The sequence below is a fragment of the Paenibacillus forsythiae T98 genome, assembly GCF_000520735.1.
In the GTDB taxonomy this organism is placed as follows: domain Bacteria; phylum Bacillota; class Bacilli; order Paenibacillales; family Paenibacillaceae; genus Paenibacillus_AQ; species Paenibacillus_AQ forsythiae.
In genome coordinates, this window is the sequence record NZ_ASSC01000709.1 from 1 (window position 1) to 16,958 (window position 16,958).

General features: G+C 54.5%; 13 protein-coding genes. 3 read left to right on the plus strand and 10 right to left on the minus strand.

What is annotated here, in order from left to right:
- Positions 1 to 183: PHP domain-containing protein (locus L692_RS29755; protein WP_036724927.1), on the minus strand; the 183-nt coding region annotated here is incomplete at its 3' end.
- A gap of 157 nt (positions 184 to 340) precedes the next feature.
- Between L692_RS29755 and L692_RS0121800 the strand changes: the two genes are divergently transcribed.
- From L692_RS0121800 to L692_RS0121810, 3 genes are all read left to right on the plus strand, one after another.
- On the plus strand, positions 341 to 664 hold the full coding sequence (locus L692_RS0121800) for a YtrH family sporulation protein (protein WP_025702122.1): 324 nt from the start codon (positions 341 to 343) through the stop codon (positions 662 to 664).
- A gap of 4 nt (positions 665 to 668) precedes the next feature.
- A complete protein-coding gene (locus tag L692_RS0121805; RefSeq protein WP_025702123.1) occupies positions 669 to 1,172 on the plus strand; it encodes a hypothetical protein in 504 nt (167 codons plus the stop codon).
- 126 nt (positions 1,173 to 1,298) lie between these two features.
- The gene (locus L692_RS0121810) at positions 1,299 to 1,610 is read left to right on the plus strand and encodes a YtpI family protein (RefSeq protein WP_025702124.1); all 312 of its coding nucleotides are present in this window, start codon (positions 1,299 to 1,301) and stop codon (positions 1,608 to 1,610) included.
- A gap of 97 nt (positions 1,611 to 1,707) precedes the next feature.
- Here L692_RS0121810 and L692_RS30795 read toward each other — a convergent pair whose 3' ends face one another.
- The 9 genes from L692_RS30795 to L692_RS29775 all read right to left on the minus strand — a co-directional run.
- The gene (locus tag L692_RS30795; RefSeq protein ID WP_025702125.1) at positions 1,708 to 2,994 is read right to left on the minus strand and encodes a glycosyltransferase family 2 protein; all 1,287 of its coding nucleotides are present in this window, start codon (positions 2,992 to 2,994) and stop codon (positions 1,708 to 1,710) included.
- Positions 2,995 to 3,048: 54 nt separating this feature from the next.
- A complete protein-coding gene (locus L692_RS0121820; protein ID WP_025702126.1) occupies positions 3,049 to 4,590 on the minus strand; it encodes a lipopolysaccharide biosynthesis protein in 1,542 nt (513 codons plus the stop codon).
- A complete protein-coding gene (locus L692_RS0121825; protein WP_198027803.1) occupies positions 4,580 to 5,740 on the minus strand; it encodes a polysaccharide pyruvyl transferase family protein in 1,161 nt (386 codons plus the stop codon). Before L692_RS0121825 ends, L692_RS0121820 begins: the two co-directional genes overlap by 11 nt.
- A gap of 544 nt (positions 5,741 to 6,284) precedes the next feature.
- Complete coding sequence (locus L692_RS32065; RefSeq protein ID WP_025702128.1) at positions 6,285 to 7,307, minus strand: hypothetical protein; 1,023 nt, start codon at positions 7,305 to 7,307, stop codon at positions 6,285 to 6,287.
- A gap of 75 nt (positions 7,308 to 7,382) precedes the next feature.
- Positions 7,383 to 7,694, minus strand: coding sequence for a hypothetical protein (locus L692_RS30805; protein ID WP_025702129.1), 312 nt, complete (start codon positions 7,692 to 7,694; stop codon positions 7,383 to 7,385).
- Positions 7,695 to 7,784: 90 nt separating this feature from the next.
- Positions 7,785 to 10,310, minus strand: a complete 2,526-nt coding sequence (locus L692_RS0121840) for a pentapeptide repeat-containing protein (protein ID WP_025702130.1) — start codon at positions 10,308 to 10,310, stop codon at positions 7,785 to 7,787.
- A 141-nt stretch (positions 10,311 to 10,451) separates the two neighbouring features.
- Positions 10,452 to 11,699: a hypothetical protein gene (locus L692_RS30810; RefSeq protein ID WP_025702131.1), complete on the minus strand. Its 1,248-nt coding sequence runs from the start codon at positions 11,697 to 11,699 to the stop codon at positions 10,452 to 10,454.
- 63 nt (positions 11,700 to 11,762) lie between these two features.
- Positions 11,763 to 15,698, minus strand: a complete 3,936-nt coding sequence (locus L692_RS0121850) for an NHL repeat-containing protein (RefSeq protein WP_025702132.1) — start codon at positions 15,696 to 15,698, stop codon at positions 11,763 to 11,765.
- Between the two features lie 39 nt (positions 15,699 to 15,737).
- Positions 15,738 to 16,958: beta-ketoacyl reductase (locus L692_RS29775; protein WP_156940541.1), on the minus strand; the 1,221-nt coding region annotated here is incomplete at its 5' end.

Sequence of the window (16,958 nt, forward strand, 5' to 3'; positions counted from 1 at the left end):
CTTGATGCCGTTCTCCTTGCACGCTTTATAGAAAGGGATCGCCCCGTACATGACTCCGTGATCGGTCAGCGCCAGCGACTTCATGCCGTGTTCGCCGGCCCGGCGCACCAGATCGGCTATGCGCGCCGCCCCGTCCAATAAACTGTATTCGCTGTGCACATGCAGATGCACGAAAGGGCTCATGATCCCACTTCCTTTCCCGCTTCGGACAAAACGTCCACTAAGTCATACAACTATTTTATCATATTGAAGGGAGAAAGGCCCATAGAATGAAGGGAGAGCACAGGGACAGGCAGAAGCGCTTGATCCAAGCCGCGACCTGTCAGAAGGAGGACTGACGATGAACGTATTTTTAAGCAAAGCCGTCCTTGATTTCTTCATCGCCTTCGGCATCGTGCTGGGCGGCGCCATGCTGGGCGGCATCGGAGCGGTCGTATCGCTCCAGCCGCCGACGGTGACGATGCAGGATGTGGCCGACCGGATCAAAATCTGGGCGCTGGCGGCGGCCGTAGGCGGCACCATCGATCCGATGCGGGTCATCGAGAGCAATATGCTGGGCGGCAATCTGTCCCCGGCCATCAAGCAGATTTTATATCTGGTCTTCGCATTCCTCGGAGCGCATATGGGCAGCGAGCTTGTCAAATGGGTATGCGGCAGGGGGTAACGCCATGAGGGTTCCGCCCTTCCGGCAGTTTCGCCGGTTCTCGCAGGTGTCGGCCATTTTTGTGCTGGGGATGATTGTCGGCAGCGCGGTGTATAATGCAATTTTTCATATGGGCTTCAATACCCTCTGGCTGGACAATCAGGATCTGCGCGTGCAGTTGGAACAGTATGAGCAGGATATTCTGACCCTGAAAAAATACAAAAACAGTTCGACCGTCATCAAGGAGATCAAAATCCGAACCGAGGACGGCGGACCGCAGGAAAGCGCGAACGGGCTGGATTCGGCAACCGTTAAGGACATTGTCCGCAAAATGGGCGAAGACCTCGCGCCAATGCGGGGCCGCAGCGTCTTCGAGATTGACGAGGACAGCAAGATGGCCCGCCTTCTGCTCAGCGGCAAGGTGTACCTCGTCCGCGACAAGGAATATGCCGTCCGCATCCGGACGATGCTTGTCATGGAAGGCATCCTGCAAATCTGGGTGGAGATTTCCCCGAACCATCGCGGGTAGATCGCATGAATCCGTGGGCAGGCCCCGCAAAACATGCTACAATACGTAAAGAAAACGCTTTAGTTTCTCGGTCAGCCGAGCAGAGGCCTGCCGGCCCGCATCAGACGAAGCTTAAAGGAGGCGCCCATGATTCTGTTTGTCAAATATCTGCTGTTTCTCCTGCTGACCCTCTCCGTGCTCGGCGCCGCCTATTTCAGCGCCGCTTCCCGCCGCGCCCAAAGCCCGGAAGAACGGGGACGGAAGCGGGCGGTCATGAATATGCTGCTCGGAACTATGCTCACCCTGCTTGCGCTCATGTCGATGTTCCTGTTCCGCGGCTCCACGGTCAGCATCGCCGTGGAAGCGGTGTTTCTTGTACTGGGCGCCTTCAACCTGTTCTCCGGGCTGCGCAGCTACTACTATTACAGCGGGCTTGGCAAGTCCGGTCCGCAGCGGTGAGGCTTTCCGGCCGGCGCGAGCCGTAGCTAAGGCCAACTCAAACAGCCTTCCTCCCCTTTCGGGACAAGAAGGCTGTTCTTGTTCTCCGGCTCCCCCCTTACCGGCCAATCAGCTTACGGATAAAGGGAACCTGGAGAATTTGCTTTTTCATCAAGCGCACGCGGAACTCCTGCTTGACCTTGCCGTAGATATCCGGGCAGTTGCCGCGTATCCATTGGTACATGTACATAAAGTCATCCTTCGTTTTGGCCGAGTTCCACAGATAATACACGATCGTATCGTAAGCGGTGTTGTTGAACCAGCTGTTCATCTCCTTCTTCTGGTAGCTGTACCGCTCGACGGCCAGATTGCGGATGCTGCGCTTCTCTTCGAGATTCCGCACCAGGAAATCCCGGGACAGATTGAACGTAATATTGTTGCCGTGAATCCGGTACACGCCCACCACCGCATCAATGAACCCCGCGTCGCCGACCAGCAGGGAGCGAAGATAAATGGACGCGTCGTTCACCATATTCATTTGAAGAATATCCATGCGGATCAGAGCCTCACGCCTGAACAGGGTGGTCAGCGTGGAAGCCGGTTTCCCGTAGCCGGGCCGCTCGAAATTTAGAAAGTACGTGCGCCGGTCCGTCACCTCGGAAAGCCCGATTTCCTGAAGCTTCAGCCGCTGCGACGCGGAATATTCCAGAAAGACGTTGGCGGCGACGAAGGCAAGACCGGGGCGGCTCTCGTGAAAGGCTGCGGCCCTGCTGAAATATCCGCTGTCGATCAAGTAATCGTCATCGTCCAGGAAGAGCACATATTCGCCGTCCCCGTGCGCGGTAAAAGCCGCAAGCCGGTTCGCTCCCGGTCCCCGGTTGCTCTCACCCCGCATATAAATAACGCGCGGCTCGTCTCCGAAGCATTCCGCCATCAGAACCTCCGTGCCGTCCGTCGAGGCGTCATCGATCACGACAACCTCTTTGTTTGGATAATCCTGAGCCAGTATGCTTTCAACCGCCTGACGCAGAAAAGCCTTGCGGTTATACGTGGTGATGATGACGCTGATTTTGGGAGCCGTGCCCGTCCGCGCTTCGCTCACTCTGCGGCCCCCAAGCGCCGCGAGCTTGTTCACCAGCAGGCGGGCCTCCTCTGAATCGCCGAGTTCAAACTGGCTGTCCAGGTAGAAGCGAAGAACGTCCAGGGCATCCTTGCCCGCAGCCTGGCGGACGATAACCTGCGAGAGCGCCGTTAACGCCTCCCGGGCTTCCGGCTGCTCCTGCTGAATACAGGCCGCGCATTTTCCGCGCAAATCCTCCTCCGCAACCGGACCGCCCCCGAGCTTCAGGCTGATCTGATTCATGAACCGGCGGCAGGCCTGCCGCATGCTGTCTCCCTGTTCCATTTTTCCACCCCTCCAGTCAATGGCTCTGAAATGCTGCAAACCTTCTATCCGGTGTTACCCGCTAACCTTGACTTTTCCGGGAACGAACTTGGACCTCATCTTTACGCCAAGACCTCTGAACAGACTGAGGCTGTACATAAATACCTCGCGCTCCAGAACGGAAGCCACGGCGATGTAGACCGGCAGAATGATAATTCCCAGCACAAAGGCCCCGAGAATAATAGAAAGATACGAATCAAAGGAATAGCTTACAAGATTATTCAAGTAGATGATTCCGGCAAATACGGCGATATTCGTGAGCCATCTGCGGAAGGTCATCCAGGGACTGCGCTCCAGCAGCCTGCGGTTGGCGTACAGAATGATATCCGTTGAGCGGTACAGCAGCGCGGCCACCGTGCCCAGCAGCACGCCGTAAATGCCCATGAACTGCACCAGAATCAGCGAGGCGACCAGATTGATGCCCGATTCCAGCAGCGAACGGCTCAGCGTATTTTTGAAATGGCCGGCGATATTGATGACATTGTTGGCGGAAGAGCGGGCGTTGATCAGCAGCTTCTGGGCCACGAACAGGATCGGAATCCAGTACAGCACATAGTTGACGTCGTTGACGCCGGAAGTGTATAGCGTGATAAACGGCAGAATCAGAATATAGGCGACGGTCATCAGCGAAAAGACAAAGGCCATGAAATACAGCTCGTACGCGTCGTACAGCTTGATGAATTTCGCCCGGCCTTCGTGATAGCTGTGCCCCAAGGCGAATCTTACGCTGGTATTGACCGTATTGACGATGTTGTCGATGATGGTAAAGATCATGTTGTACATGACATACACGCTGACGATTTTCAGATTGGTGAAGAAGGTCAGCACCAGCACGTCGGTGTTCCGGAAGATCATATAAGACAGCTCATGAACGAGCACGAAATTTTTCTGGTTGATCGCCGCAAGATCCGGCTCCTTGTTGAAATCCAGCCATTTGTAGTGCCGTTTCTTGTAAATATGGAAGGCGACCATCTGAAGCAGCGTCACGGCAAAATAGGAGGCCTGCACCAGCACGATATCCACGCTTTGCAGCAGCAGCACAATCCGCACCAGGTTGTTGATGATATTCCCGATGGTGACGACCGAGGTATCCACATAGCTTTTGCCTTCAGCCAGCAGGTACACCCTGAATTTGCCCTGGTAATAATAATTGATGGCGCCGCCCAGGCCGTTGAACAGGACGATGCCCATGACCTGCCACATGCCCAGCTCCGACTTGACCGCGAACGGATAAATGGCCGCTATGGCGATGACGGAGAGCAGATAATAGAAGCCTGTTTTTTTGTAATACATCGCGGTCGCGGACAGGATGGAATTGATGCTTTCCCGGTTGTTTTGCGCGATCGGCTTGTACAGCGCCTGAAGGGACGCCGCGCCCACCCCCGCTTCCAGCAGGGCCAGGTAGGCTATAATCTGGACGACGGATGACACCAGGCCGTTGGCCTCCGATCCGTAATTGACCATGATCAGCCGGGGAATGAAGATGCTCAGCACGATGGTAATCAGTTGGCTGCCCAGGCCGAAGACGAGGTTAAGAATGCTCCGTTTAGCTTTCATGGCCCCTCCTTGCAAAAACGGCCGGGGTTATCGCCACCGCTTCCTTCGCGTTTTTGCTCTTTCCCAGGTAGTTGTCCAGTTTCTCAAAATGCTTCTCCGCCTGCCTTGCCAGCACGGTGACATTCAGCCGGTTGGTGTCAAAGCTGCGGACGACGGATTCGGGCTCCAGCGATTCCATGGTCTTCAGATCGGCGTAGGTTCCCGTAAAATGTGCATCGTTCATGACATGGATGGTCTTGTCGCTGTAAGCGATTGGAAATACGGGCTTGCCGAACACCCAGCCGAGAATCATGGCGTGGAACCGCGTCGCGATAATCATGCTGGAGGAGGCCAATAATGAGACCGCTTCTTCCAGATTCGTCTTGTAAAAATACAGGGAGACGCGGTCGGCATATTGCTGCGGAATCAAGGAAAGGATGGCCCGGGCCGCTTCCTCGTCCCCTTCATATTCGCAAAATGACATCAGCTTCACCTCATGCCCTTCCTGAATAAAGGCGACGGCGATATCTTTGATTTTGTTGTAATACATGGTGTCCAGGCCTTTAAGGCTGTCGCGGGCCGAAGGCTTGATTACGGAAAAGACGACAGGCTTCCCGGTCCCCGGATGGTCTTGCTGCGGATGCTGAAAGATAATATCCGGCGCCAGTCTCACATTGCCCAAATCCTTGTACAGCTCGTGGGAATATTCGTCCCGGAAGCAGATATCGGTATAGGTGGAGAAGAGCTCCCTATACTTTTGGTAGAACTGATCATCCGTATAAGGGCCAAAATTCGCGCCGAGGACGTAAAACGGCTTGCTGGTATCAAAGACATCCAGCTTCCAGGCATAATCCCTTTTCCAGCCTTCACCCTGCATATACATGGAGCCCCCGATCTGGACAACTCCGTCACAGCGCAAGGCAAGCCTTTTCAGGAGGAGCTTTTGGAAATCGACATCATTCCATTTCTTCAAAAGCTTTCTGACGCCGCGAACCCAGATCGATTCAATCGGATACACGGTAAGGTTGGGCAGCTGGGCCAGGCACTGCTTGTACTCCTTGCGGGCCGGGAGAATAAAGCGGGTGTCCGGATATCGCTCGCAGAGCACCTTGATAAAGAGATCGTCGCCCAGATTTAGCTTCGTGTAAGCGTGAATCATGATACTTTTCATTTCTTCATCCCTTCCGTTGATAATTGGGGGGCCGTCCATTATCTTACGTTCCCCGGATAACCGAAACCGGCAACGCACAGGCTCTTCTCCGTGAGAAGGGAAAGCTGATAGGAAAATTTCTGAAAGCCGCTTTTACTTTGTTCCAATTCTAAGGTAAACGTTCTTCCGTTGGCAATAATCTCGCAGGAAATGGCAACTTTCGGAGCAAGGGCCTCCTCCCAAGAGACACCTCATGACTAATCCTTTGGAGGGTTGCGAAAGCGCGGCGCTTAATTGAAATCGGATAGGAGGCTATCCATTAGTTGAATAGCCGACCTTCCACACCACCGTACGTACCGTTCGGTATACGGCGGTTCAACCGTTTGAGTGCAATTGACGAAGATGCTCGTACTGCGTAGGAAAGTCATAATATCCTGCCTGTACGAGCTTTTCGTTTGTTATGGAGCGGGACAGAAGAGGGCTTCCGGCTACACGCCAGTAGCCTAGTACCATGACCGCGAATAATTTCACCTTTAAACTCTCCGTATAGAGTCAAATGGGGGGCTTACCAATGAACAAAAAATACGTGGTAGAACTGAAACAGGATTTTACAGGCGGTATCGTAGTCCTCCGAAAGATTTTCCAACGTAATCGTCTGGTCCACTTCGGCATTATAACGATTTCTGCGTTCTTCTTTCCTCCGCTCTTCTTCCTGACGTTTGCGTTCCGCTTCTTCGCGGGCCTCGCGCTCTTGTCGGAGAATATCGGAAGCTTCGTAAAGCGCGATCATGATATCGCCTAAACGGTCTTCGATGTCGTATGATTTGCAATCACGAAAACTTTTTGTGGTATACACCGAAAAGCTGATACGGCCATTGTAAACATGGTCATATTTTCTGATTTTTGGCTTTGATGCCCATGAGCTGCGACGTTCGTCTTCCTCATATTTCAGAAGCTCCATATTTTCTTCTTTCGTGGGAACATGCTTGATCTCGTCCTGCGCTTCTGAAACCGATATGGAGACCTTTTCCCCGTTGACTATAAATTTAAGATCGCTGGTAAGCGAGCATCCCAACGGCTCCGTGGCTTCGATGAGTGCATCGATTGTATGTAACACCCTAGGCAATGTTTCATCGGATACTGTGTCAGCAAGGAAAAGAGGTGCATCCATGGCCCGTCGATTGTAGCCTCTTGCTTCTTGTTCTCTACGTTTTTTCTTCCATTCCATGACTGCTTTGCGGTGGGCAACAATTGTTGGGTGCATTTTGGCGTTTTCATCGGGTATCCTGATTTGCGTTGCAACGGAAAGAACGATCGCTCTCTCTTCCTCATTCAGAAATGCGAGCGTCCCTTTTTCAAACTGGGGTGTATACTCTGTTCCGGTTCTTACGCCTAATTTCTTGGAGGGCTTGTTGCTTATCGGGAGTGGTATTGGGGTAACCGGTTTGCCTGCACGAAGCTTGGCCCAATATCCAACCGGAGGTGTGGGAATATCAAGAGACTGACAAACCTTTCGGATCGCAACATCCGAGACGCCATATCGTTCCGCTACTTCGGTTACCGGTGCCAGCCATACATCTTTGTACAATGTTTCTCTGTCGTAAATATTGTAGCTTTGTCCATATAGCTCGTACGTTTCCGGTTGTCCTACTGTTTGTGCTGCTTAAATAGCTTCATCTTTCTTTGGTACTGAAACGGAAAGCGTCTGTTCCTCTAGTGGTAACTCAGAAACTTTAAATGTTGGTGAAGATTCGGCAACGGGCGTTTCCATCTCTGCTCTGTCGGAATTCTTTTCAGAAAAATTGAGCTTGGTCCAGTATCCGGACGGAGGAATCGGAATGCTCGCTTCTTTGATCTGTTTCATTAGATGAGCATATGGAAGATTATATTTTTTGGCTACTCCGGTGACAGACATTTCCCAAATTTCATCGTATAATTGCTTGCGTGTCATTTCGATCTTCGAATGTTCTGGCACAGCGATCTCCTCCTTTCCTTCTCCGGATAAGCTCTCTGTAACAGTAGAATTACGAACCTTTGATTCCAACAATACCTCTTCTTCTGCGCGCTAACACCAATGCATCGGGTCAGGAATACAAGCCGGCGGCTTCGGCGGTGTCGCTGCGGTCATCATCTGTTCCCATGTTATATGTTGTGTCGGCGATTGATTCAAATATTGCGACAGCCTCTGTCCGTTCGGACACGTCGTCGTGCCGTCCATGTCGTCCTGCGTTACTTGCGTTGTCGCAAGCGCCATTCGCACCTGCTCCAGCGTATGGTCCTCCCCCGTCCGGACGAACATCAGCACCGAGCCGTAAACGTGCAGCGACGCATCCACGGTATTGTTGATCACGTAAAATTCGCTATACCCTTCTTGCAATTTGTTCGTATCTGTATTGATGTTCGTCATATGCCACTCGCTCCCCGGCACGATGACCTTATCGATCTTTGCCGACGGCAGAAGCGGATAACCGTTGTCTTTGAAGGCGGTTTGAATGTCGGACGATAACTTTTTCTGGTCGAACTCTACGCTCATCGATTGCGGCAGATCGAACAAATGAACGCCGATCGGCCCGCCGGATACAATCAGCGAATCAGAAATGTTAACGATATTGTAGACCGGGTATACCGAATTCGAGCCGTTCGTGATCGTCCAGTAGCTACCTAATATGTTGACGGTTACGAAAGCATTCGATTCCAGCGGATAGCCGTACTTGTTGAATTGCTCACGCAAGTCCTGGGAAATCAATCCTTGGTTCAGATTCGCCTCATAGGACTCCGGGAGGGTGAAGAACGGGCCTTGATTAAGCGATACGGCAGCATTTGTCAGCACTGCGCCCTGCAAGTGGGCTTGCACGAATGTAGCCCCTTGCATATTGGAATAGGCAAGCGAGGTTTGCTTCTTATTGGCCGAAGCGGTCAAATAAGCGCCGTTGAAATTGGTGTTGATGAGATTGGCCGAATCGAGATTGCAGCCGTACATGCGCGCCTGTGAAAAATCCATGCTGGCGAGGTTTGCGTTCGCAAGGTCGGCCTCCTCCAAGTTGGTGTTGTCCGCCTTCGCCGCTTCGCCATACCAGTTCACTCCGGACATATTGACCGCGTATAGGTTTGCGCTGGTAAATATGGCGTTAGGCATATAAGCCCCGGCAAGCACGGCAGCATAACTCGTGTTTGTACTCATCCAGACGTCCAAGACCGCGCCGGAGTTCGTGATCGTATACACCGTATTGCCGTCAGTAACGATCCAGTTTTCACCTGGAATCCGGACCGTTACCGTAGCGCTGCTGGATAAAGGATGCCCTGCGTCGGCAAACGCGTCTTTAATGTTGTTGTCGACGACTCCTTGATCCAAATCCGAGGCAAGCGATTCGCTTAGTGTGAATGCAACGGAGATAGCGCCGAGCTGCGCACCCGTCAAATCCGCCGACGTTAGCGTGGCGTTGGACAGGCTGGCGCTATACAACTTCACGCCGTTTTTTAGCGACGCTTTCGTCAAATTCGCATAGCTTAAATCCGCTCCGGTCAAGTCGGCGCCGTCAAGTCTTGCCCCCGTCAAGTTGGCGTGAGCGAAGGTGACCTCTTGCAGAACGCAATTGCTGAGGAAAACATTTTGCATGCTTGCCCCGGTAAAATCGGTATCCGCGTCGATCTCCGCCGTCGTCAGCGTCTGATTGTCCAGCTTGGCGTAAGCGAGCGTCGCGCCGGGAATATGAAAATCGGTTATCATGGCGCGTGTCAGGTCCGCTTTCGTCAAATTCGCCTTATCGAATCGCGTATCCGCCGCCGTCGCCCCGTATAATTTTGCCCCGGTTAAATTGGCGTTCTGAAACCCCGTCCGGTTGAGCACGGCATTCGTCATGTCGGCCCCGGTCAAATTGCTGTATTCCAGGTTGCTGTCCGATAGCTTGGTGAAGGTCATTACGGCATTGGTAAAATCGGCGTTATCCGCCGCAATATCATTCATTACCGCATAAGACAGCGTTGCCTTAGCCAGCACGGCATGCGACAGCTTCAGATCGGTCCCCGTAAACAACGCCCCGTACAGGTTGCAGCCCGATAAATCGGCGTGCGACAAGTCGGCATCCTGAAAGCTGACACTTACCAAATTGGCCGAAGCCAAATAAGCCCACGTCAAATCGACAGCCGCTGCAAACTTTACCGCTTGAATATCGGCCAGGCCTGGCGAAACGATCACTTGAAGAAGCAAAGTCGTCGCCGGCGCATTGTCCGTTGATACCCGGCTTACGGAGTTGCCGTTCAAGTCGACATAATAATACTCTCCCGAAGCTTGCTCGACGAGCTGTACGGAGCCGGATTTCGTCTTTAGCGTAAATATCGCCGGGGAACCCGTTCTGGCCTCCGTTGCAGCATAACCGCCGTCGCCGTTGTAAACGACATAACTTCCGTTATTGCCTTGCAGCCAGAAGCCGCTGTTCACATCGCCGTAGGCGTTAAAACGCTGGTCCGGGCCGGGCGATTGCGCCGAAACGGCCACTAGTTGTCCCCCAGATTCGTTCAGGCTCATGAAGCTGCCGCCATACGTACTGCTGAATGCCCATTTTCCGATAAACGTCATCGTATCCGAAGCCATTCGTTTCACCTTTCTTTCCTTTGATCGACTCTCCCATCTCTTTCAGTACTCCGGGTTCCTTGTTGCCGTCGCAATCGGAACCCGGAGTGCCACAGACCATGCTCGTAACGCTAAGTTGGTATTTATTACCCGCGATTCAACTTACGAAGAAGGAGGCAGCGGTACGTTATTGACATAAACTTTACCCAGTGTACCGTTTACGCCATTCGATCCCACGACGCCTGCGCTGCCGGCCGTTCCCGCTTTATATCCCGCTCCGGCGTTGCCTCCATTGCCGCCTTTGCCACCTTGCCCGCCTTGTCCTTTACCGGTGGGCGGGATAAATTGAAACGAACCGCCCTGGGCCAGCGTCTCATACGTAAGGTTAATCGTCCCTCCATTGCCGCCTTTTCCACCCGCTCCTCCGTTTCCGCCGCTTCCGCCGTTTCCACCGTTTCCTTGCTGCCCCTTGGAGCAATAAGTTGTCGCCGCCCCTCCGTCGCCTCCATCACCTCCATTGCCTCCATTGCCTCCGTTACCGCCGTTGCCTCCTTGGCCGCCTATCGAAGAGACGATGATCGGACCGTTCACGGTGCCAAACTGAAACGTGATCGGAGCTCCATCCGTACCGTTGGAGCCATTTCCCCCGTTCCCTCCAGAACTGCCTGCGCTGCCGCTGCTACCCGTTCCCGCGCTCGTAGAGCAGGAATCTTTGCCGTCGACTCCCGAGCTCCCTGTCCCTCCTTTATTGCCGCTGCCGCCATTGCTACCGCTCGCGCCGTCTTTCCCGTCAATGCCCTGCTGAAGCAATGTATAAGCCGGATCGCTGCCTGTTTCCTGTGTCAATACGTTGGATAACAGTGTCACTTGTCCGATCACATTGATTTGCCCTCCGGGTTTCACCGTTATCGAGTTGTAGCTGTACGTCACCGGCTGCTCGCCGTTGCCGGATAGCGTCAGCGTGTCCCCGGAATTCACGACGATGTCTTCCCCGGCAAACAGCGCCAGCTTCGCCGGAAAATAATGATTCTGGATAACTTCCCGGTATGACTCCACCTTGGACGAATCACCGAACACATACGCCGTGTAAGCTTTACAAATCGCCGCTCTCTCATAGGGGGTCAGCTCGTGATAAGGCACATCGTTCCGCTCCGCAGGCCATTCGTCCGGCACGGAGACGTACTGCTCCAAATCGCCGCTCGCAAACAAGGGGTCGGGATTGCCGCCAAACTCCTTGAAATCGTCCACACTGTTCACCTCGACGTAAACCGGCTGCACAATGGACGGATGGCTCGGGTCGGCGGAAATGTAGGTCGGGCCTGATGTCGTGATCGTTCCTTTGTGAATAATGTCTTCCGTCAAACCGTAACGGCTCATAAACGCACTGCGAATTTGATCAACTTTACTCATTTTTAAACGCCTCCTAGATATTGGTATATATTTGAAACCACGTGCCATTCAAGCAAGTGAATATCAAACGACAGGAATATCATAAACCTCCAGCTTCTCACCGCTGCGGATCACGTCGTACGTCTTCGCACCGTCGATCACTTGCCAATAGCCGCTCTGGCTGATGGTCACAATCTGTGTCGAATCGCTAAGCGTGATGCCATACTGAGCAAAATCGGCCTGCACGGCGGGAACGTCATGATTGTCAAAATCAGTCTGGTCGTCTAATTCAAGGTCGAAAAGCGGCGGTGTCGGAACCCAGTGACTGATTGTCGGCTCCGTCCGGTTGTTCGCCCCGACCATCGCCTCATAGTTGAGCGTATACACGTTGCGCCACACGTCGATGACGAACTTGGCCGCGCTTATATACTCCGGAGCTGTCGGCTGCAATCGCGCATTCGGCGTCCGAACAAGGAACGTGCCGTCCGGCGCATAAATATCCAAACTATAATTGCTCGGCACATTGCCGCTTCCGGCATAGGACAACACGTAAACATACCCTTTCGCTTCGACGGCGACATCCAGATACGTGATCTTGGTCAGATTGTCCGGGGTGTACAGCGGCAAATACGACAAGTACCGGTTCACGTTCAGCACCTGACTGTCCGCGACATCTTGGGCGATATAATACGACTGCGCGCCGTTCCAATCTTCCACGACCCAAATGCTGCCTTCCGCGCGCACGTCCACGGTAACGTTCGTCAGCGTGTCGTACACGCTAAGCGCCACGCCCGCCTGCTGAATATCGTAGACCGCGTTCCGCGTCGGGTCGGTAATCGTCCATTGCAGATCCTCGCTCACCACGGTGACGTACGAACTGATCTCGTGATCGTCCATCGCATCGGGGGCGTACGCAAGGTAGACGCCTTCATCGGCGAAAGCGTTAATCAGCGCGTCAGTCAGCACGCCCGAATTCAAATCAGAGGCAAGCCCCTTGCCGAGATCGAAAATATGCGTCAAACCGTTCGCTTGGAACTGCTCCTGCAGCGCAGCCGAGAACACACCTTCGTCCAGATCAGCCGCATACTCGGCGCTGCTGAGCGTAAACAAGAACTCGCCCAAAAAGCTCGCCACCGGATTGCCCTGCACGTCAAACGACTGAATGCGCCTATTCAGCGTTTCCAGGATGAGGACGCGCCCGTCCGGCGCGACCGCCAGCGCACTCGGTCCTTGCAGCAGCCCTTGCCGGACGCCGCGGCCCGATACCATCTGCGCGACCGGCGCATGAGCGTCATCCGTCGGCTCGCTCGGAATTTGCAAAATTTCCATTTTGCTGTCCTTCCAGCTCACCGCGATCACCGCACCGGTCGGATGAACGACGATCGCGTCCAAGTTCGGCAAATTGAATCTGCCCCAGCTTGGCAAATTTGGATCGTTCAGCCCGAAGCCGGTATTCCCGTCCATTAAATGCACCTGCCGCAAATGAAACTCGTTATTACGCGTATCCACGACAAAATTGTTCACGGAGATCTGCCGCTCTTCGCCCTCCTTCGGTTCCACGCCGAACTGATCGTAGGCGACGACGGGCTGAATGGCGAACGCCGCTTCCGACAGCTTGTAACGGGAGTTAGGGTCGGCCAGCACCGATAAGTTCTGCGCGTAGTAGTTTTGGCTGGATGCATTCCACACGTAGCCAATGACATACGCCTGCCCGTTCAGCGTAATACCGGCCGGGTTGCAAATGTAGTTGCCGCCGCTACTGCAATCGAGGTTCGTCACAGTTGCCGTCGGCAAGTCGCCCGCATGCCAAATATACTTTTGGCTTGCAGCGTCGAAGACGATTTTTTCCTTATAGATGTACTGCGTATCCTGCGTGAGCGGTACGAGAATTTCCGTAATGCTGCCGGTTTGCGTAAGCGCCGTCGAGCCGTCGTCCGGGAAGGCGGGCATCCAGTCGCCTTGATACTTGCCGCACAGCCAGCCGCTCTCCGAGTAAATACCGGCGATAATTTGCAGCGTGCCGCCAACGGGAATATTCGCGAACGTAAGCTGCAGCGGCGTGTTCGACGTCGTCACCGGCATGCTGCCGGTGAGCACGAAGTTCGTCCCGCCCTGATACTGGACGATCACCTGATAGTGGTGCGATACGGCCGGCCACACCGCCGTTTCGGGATTGCCTGCTTCGCCGTGCTCCGGGTCCGGATGCAGCGTAAATTTCAAATCCATCGCGCGGGTGACCTTTACTTTCAGCGTGGCAGGCGACGAGATAATTTCCCCAGTCGTGATGGCCATCTGTGCGATATCCATGGCTATGTTGGCCGCCCGCAGCGCCCAGCCGACAAAAGGAATATGATCCTCTAGTTCCTGAACAGTAATTTCTTTGGTAATATGCAAAACCAGCTTCTCCAATCCTTTGGAGAATAAAATCCCAGCCGCCGCATTAGCCAAGTTGATCAGCAGCTCCTTGGTGTTCCCAAGCGCCACTTCGATCGCGACGTTTCCCGTAACGATACCGAAGGAAGCTTCCATAACCGCCATCACGTTGTCTGAATCTTCAACATAATCGGTATACCACTTGCTGTTCTTGATCGCCGTCTTCGTCATCAAAAAGATCAGCGGAATGGCGTATTGGAACAGTCCCGTCAAGATTGCGCCCGCCACATCGACGTCATCGTCCCAGTACGAGGTGCCGAGACCGCCAAACAGCAGATCGACGCGTACCGCGTCGCTTGGAAACGGAAACGACAGTGTGGTCGGGTCCGCCGGTATCGGAATGCCCATAATCGTATCGACCGCCGAAAGGGCCGTAATATATTTTTTGTAATCGGTCTCGAACCAGCTGTTTAACGGGGCGGGAAGCTTATCGACCCAGCCTTGCGGATTTCGAATCGCTTCGCCGTTCTCATTGAAAAACTCGGCGTACGCCGACAGCGTCCGCAAATACGTATTTTTCGCCTGAATGGAAAATTGGTTGTCGGCATTAAACGAAAGCGTACTGGCGTTCACCGACAGCCCGTGGTTCGGGGTCTGATTCGTTACCGTCCATTTGAACTTCGGATTTGCGCTCAATGCAGACGACTTCGGCTTGGCGGATGCAAACGATTGCTGTACCACCGGATCGCCCGAGTCATCCTTTTTTTGGAAAGCCGTCTTGCCTTGGCTGACGGACCACGTTTGATTTTGCAGCCGGGTATCGTTGTTGGCCGACTGCATGGCGGAGGAATTCGGCGCGGTGGCGTACTGGGTCGTTTTATCTGAAAACGTGTAGATCAAGATCCGGTCGCCTGCTTTGCGATTACCGAAATCATATTCGTAATACATCGGATTGCCGTCTTTATCCGTGGAATCGGTAATCGTCGCCCAGCCGCCCGTCGAGCTCGCCTGCCCTTGCGCGGAGATGGCAATCGCCAGATCGTATACACGCTGGTATTGAGCCGGGTCCACGTTCTGAGGCGGAGCGATATGATCGTGGGTCACGATGGTCGCCGTATAGGGCTGGCTGAAGGCCAGCTCCGGATTGGAGAACAAAATCGCAATCGCAATATCCCACGGCGTATACGCCGCTCCGGCATCGACGCTGGCCTGGATCAGCTCGGCGTCGCTCGGCCCGTCCGCCAGTTGCGTCAAGTCAAGGCCCAGCGCGCTAAGCTTCGGATGATGATCGAGGTAGCCGTTTCTTGCCAGCTTGCGTTCGAAATAAGCCCGCCGGTGCCGCTCCGGAATGTGGATCGAGACATGGTGCAGCCTCGGGAGATAGATCTCGGGGTCAGGATCGGGCGAAGTGACGCGAATCCGGGTTAACCGATCGGTCGGGAAGTGCTCCTCCGGCACTTCCGCATAATGGGTAAACAGCTGAAGGCTTTTTTCGTTCAGCAGCCCAAGCGCCCGATTAGTTGCCGCCGCCTGCCGGATCGTTTCTTCTGTATGTTTTTTCAAAGGATGCGAGTCCGTCCCTACATGTAAGGTAAGCTGTTCGTCGTTGTAGCCGGAAACAAGCTGGAAGTGCAGAGTTTTGGCCATTTGTGTTGCTCCTTTTCAAAGATATTTGCATGACCTTTTTTATTCGTCGAATTGGCGGACCATTTTTTCAGATAGCGCCATGATGCTGTTGCCGCTCAGCAGCTCGCCGACCATCGGCGCGACGCCAAGCTCGTTCAGCAGGCGCGCCCGCAGCCGGATCGCCATCATAGAATCGAGGCCGATCTCGGGTAATGCTTTGGTCGCATCCACCGCATCGGCGGCAAAATGCAGCAAATCGGCAATGATCGCTTCCACGTGCCGCCGCACGGCAAGCTCCCTCTCGTGCGGGGCAAGCATTTTGATCGTTTCGATCGCAAGCTCGCCCGTGGCCGATGCACCGTAATAATCGGATTCCTCTTCCTCCAGCAGCTCCAGCAGCGGAATGTCGTCGTACAGCTTGCGGAAGGCGCGCCAGCCTGCGGACAGCGCGACGATTTGGGTCACGTTTTGCCCGATCAAATGCTCAAACAACCGCATCCCGATGGCCGGGGTGATAATGTCGATGCCATTCGTCTCGAAAATATCGGCCAGCTGCAGCTTCTCGACCATACCGACGGACCACGGACCCCAGTTGATGCTGAGCGCCGGCAAGCCAAGGGAGCGGCGATATGCGGCGAGCGCATCCAGGTACGCGTTGCCTGCCGCGTAGTTCCCCTGTCCCGCCGCCGGAAGCAGCGAGCCAAGCGAGGAGAACAGGACGAAAAACTCCAGCGGCTGCCCGAGCATCGCCTGATGCAGCAACCATGCGCCCTTCGCCTTCGGATCGTACGCTTCGTCGAAGATCCGGTCGTCCATCTGCATCAGCAGGACGTCCTTCACTGCTCCCGCGCTGTGCACGACACCGCGGATCGGCAGCGAGCCGCTTGCTTCGTACCGCTGGATAAAGCCGGACATCTCCGCCTCGTCGGTCATGTCGACGCCAACGACCGAAACGTGCGCGCCCGCCGCTTCCAGCTCCCGGACAAAAGCGATTCGCTCCCCTTCCCGGCTGTCCGCAATCGCCAGATCCCACTTCGTCCGCTCGGGCAGGGCGCTCCGGCCGAGCAGCAGCAAGTGCCGGGCGCCTTTGCGCACCAACAGCCGCGCTACCTCCTGACCGATCGCGCCGAACGCTCCCGTCACGAGATAGGCTCCGTCGGCCCGGCACTGCAACGGCAGCGAGGACGGCGTCTCGCTATCCCGCTTCAGCCGCAGCGCGTAGCGCCGATGGTCCCGGTAGGCTATTTGGTTTTCCGCGTCGCCAGCCGTCATTTCGTCCAC

Coding starts and splice junctions, on each gene's coding strand:
- L692_RS0121800 (WP_025702122.1), top strand. CDS start 341: ATGAACGTATTTTTAAGCAAAGCCGTCCTTGATTTCTTCATCGCCTTC.
- L692_RS0121805 (WP_025702123.1), top strand. CDS start 669: ATGAGGGTTCCGCCCTTCCGGCAGTTTCGCCGGTTCTCGCAGGTGTCG.
- L692_RS0121810 (WP_025702124.1), top strand. CDS start 1,299: ATGATTCTGTTTGTCAAATATCTGCTGTTTCTCCTGCTGACCCTCTCC.
- L692_RS30795 (WP_025702125.1), bottom strand. CDS start 2,994: ATGGAACAGGGAGACAGCATGCGGCAGGCCTGCCGCCGGTTCATGAAT.
- L692_RS0121820 (WP_025702126.1), bottom strand. CDS start 4,590: ATGAAAGCTAAACGGAGCATTCTTAACCTCGTCTTCGGCCTGGGCAGC.
- L692_RS0121825 (WP_198027803.1), bottom strand. CDS start 5,740: ATGAAAAGTATCATGATTCACGCTTACACGAAGCTAAATCTGGGCGAC.
- L692_RS0121840 (WP_025702130.1), bottom strand. CDS start 10,310: ATGGCTTCGGATACGATGACGTTTATCGGAAAATGGGCATTCAGCAGT.
- L692_RS30810 (WP_025702131.1), bottom strand. CDS start 11,699: ATGAGTAAAGTTGATCAAATTCGCAGTGCGTTTATGAGCCGTTACGGT.
- L692_RS0121850 (WP_025702132.1), bottom strand. CDS start 15,698: ATGGCCAAAACTCTGCACTTCCAGCTTGTTTCCGGCTACAACGACGAA.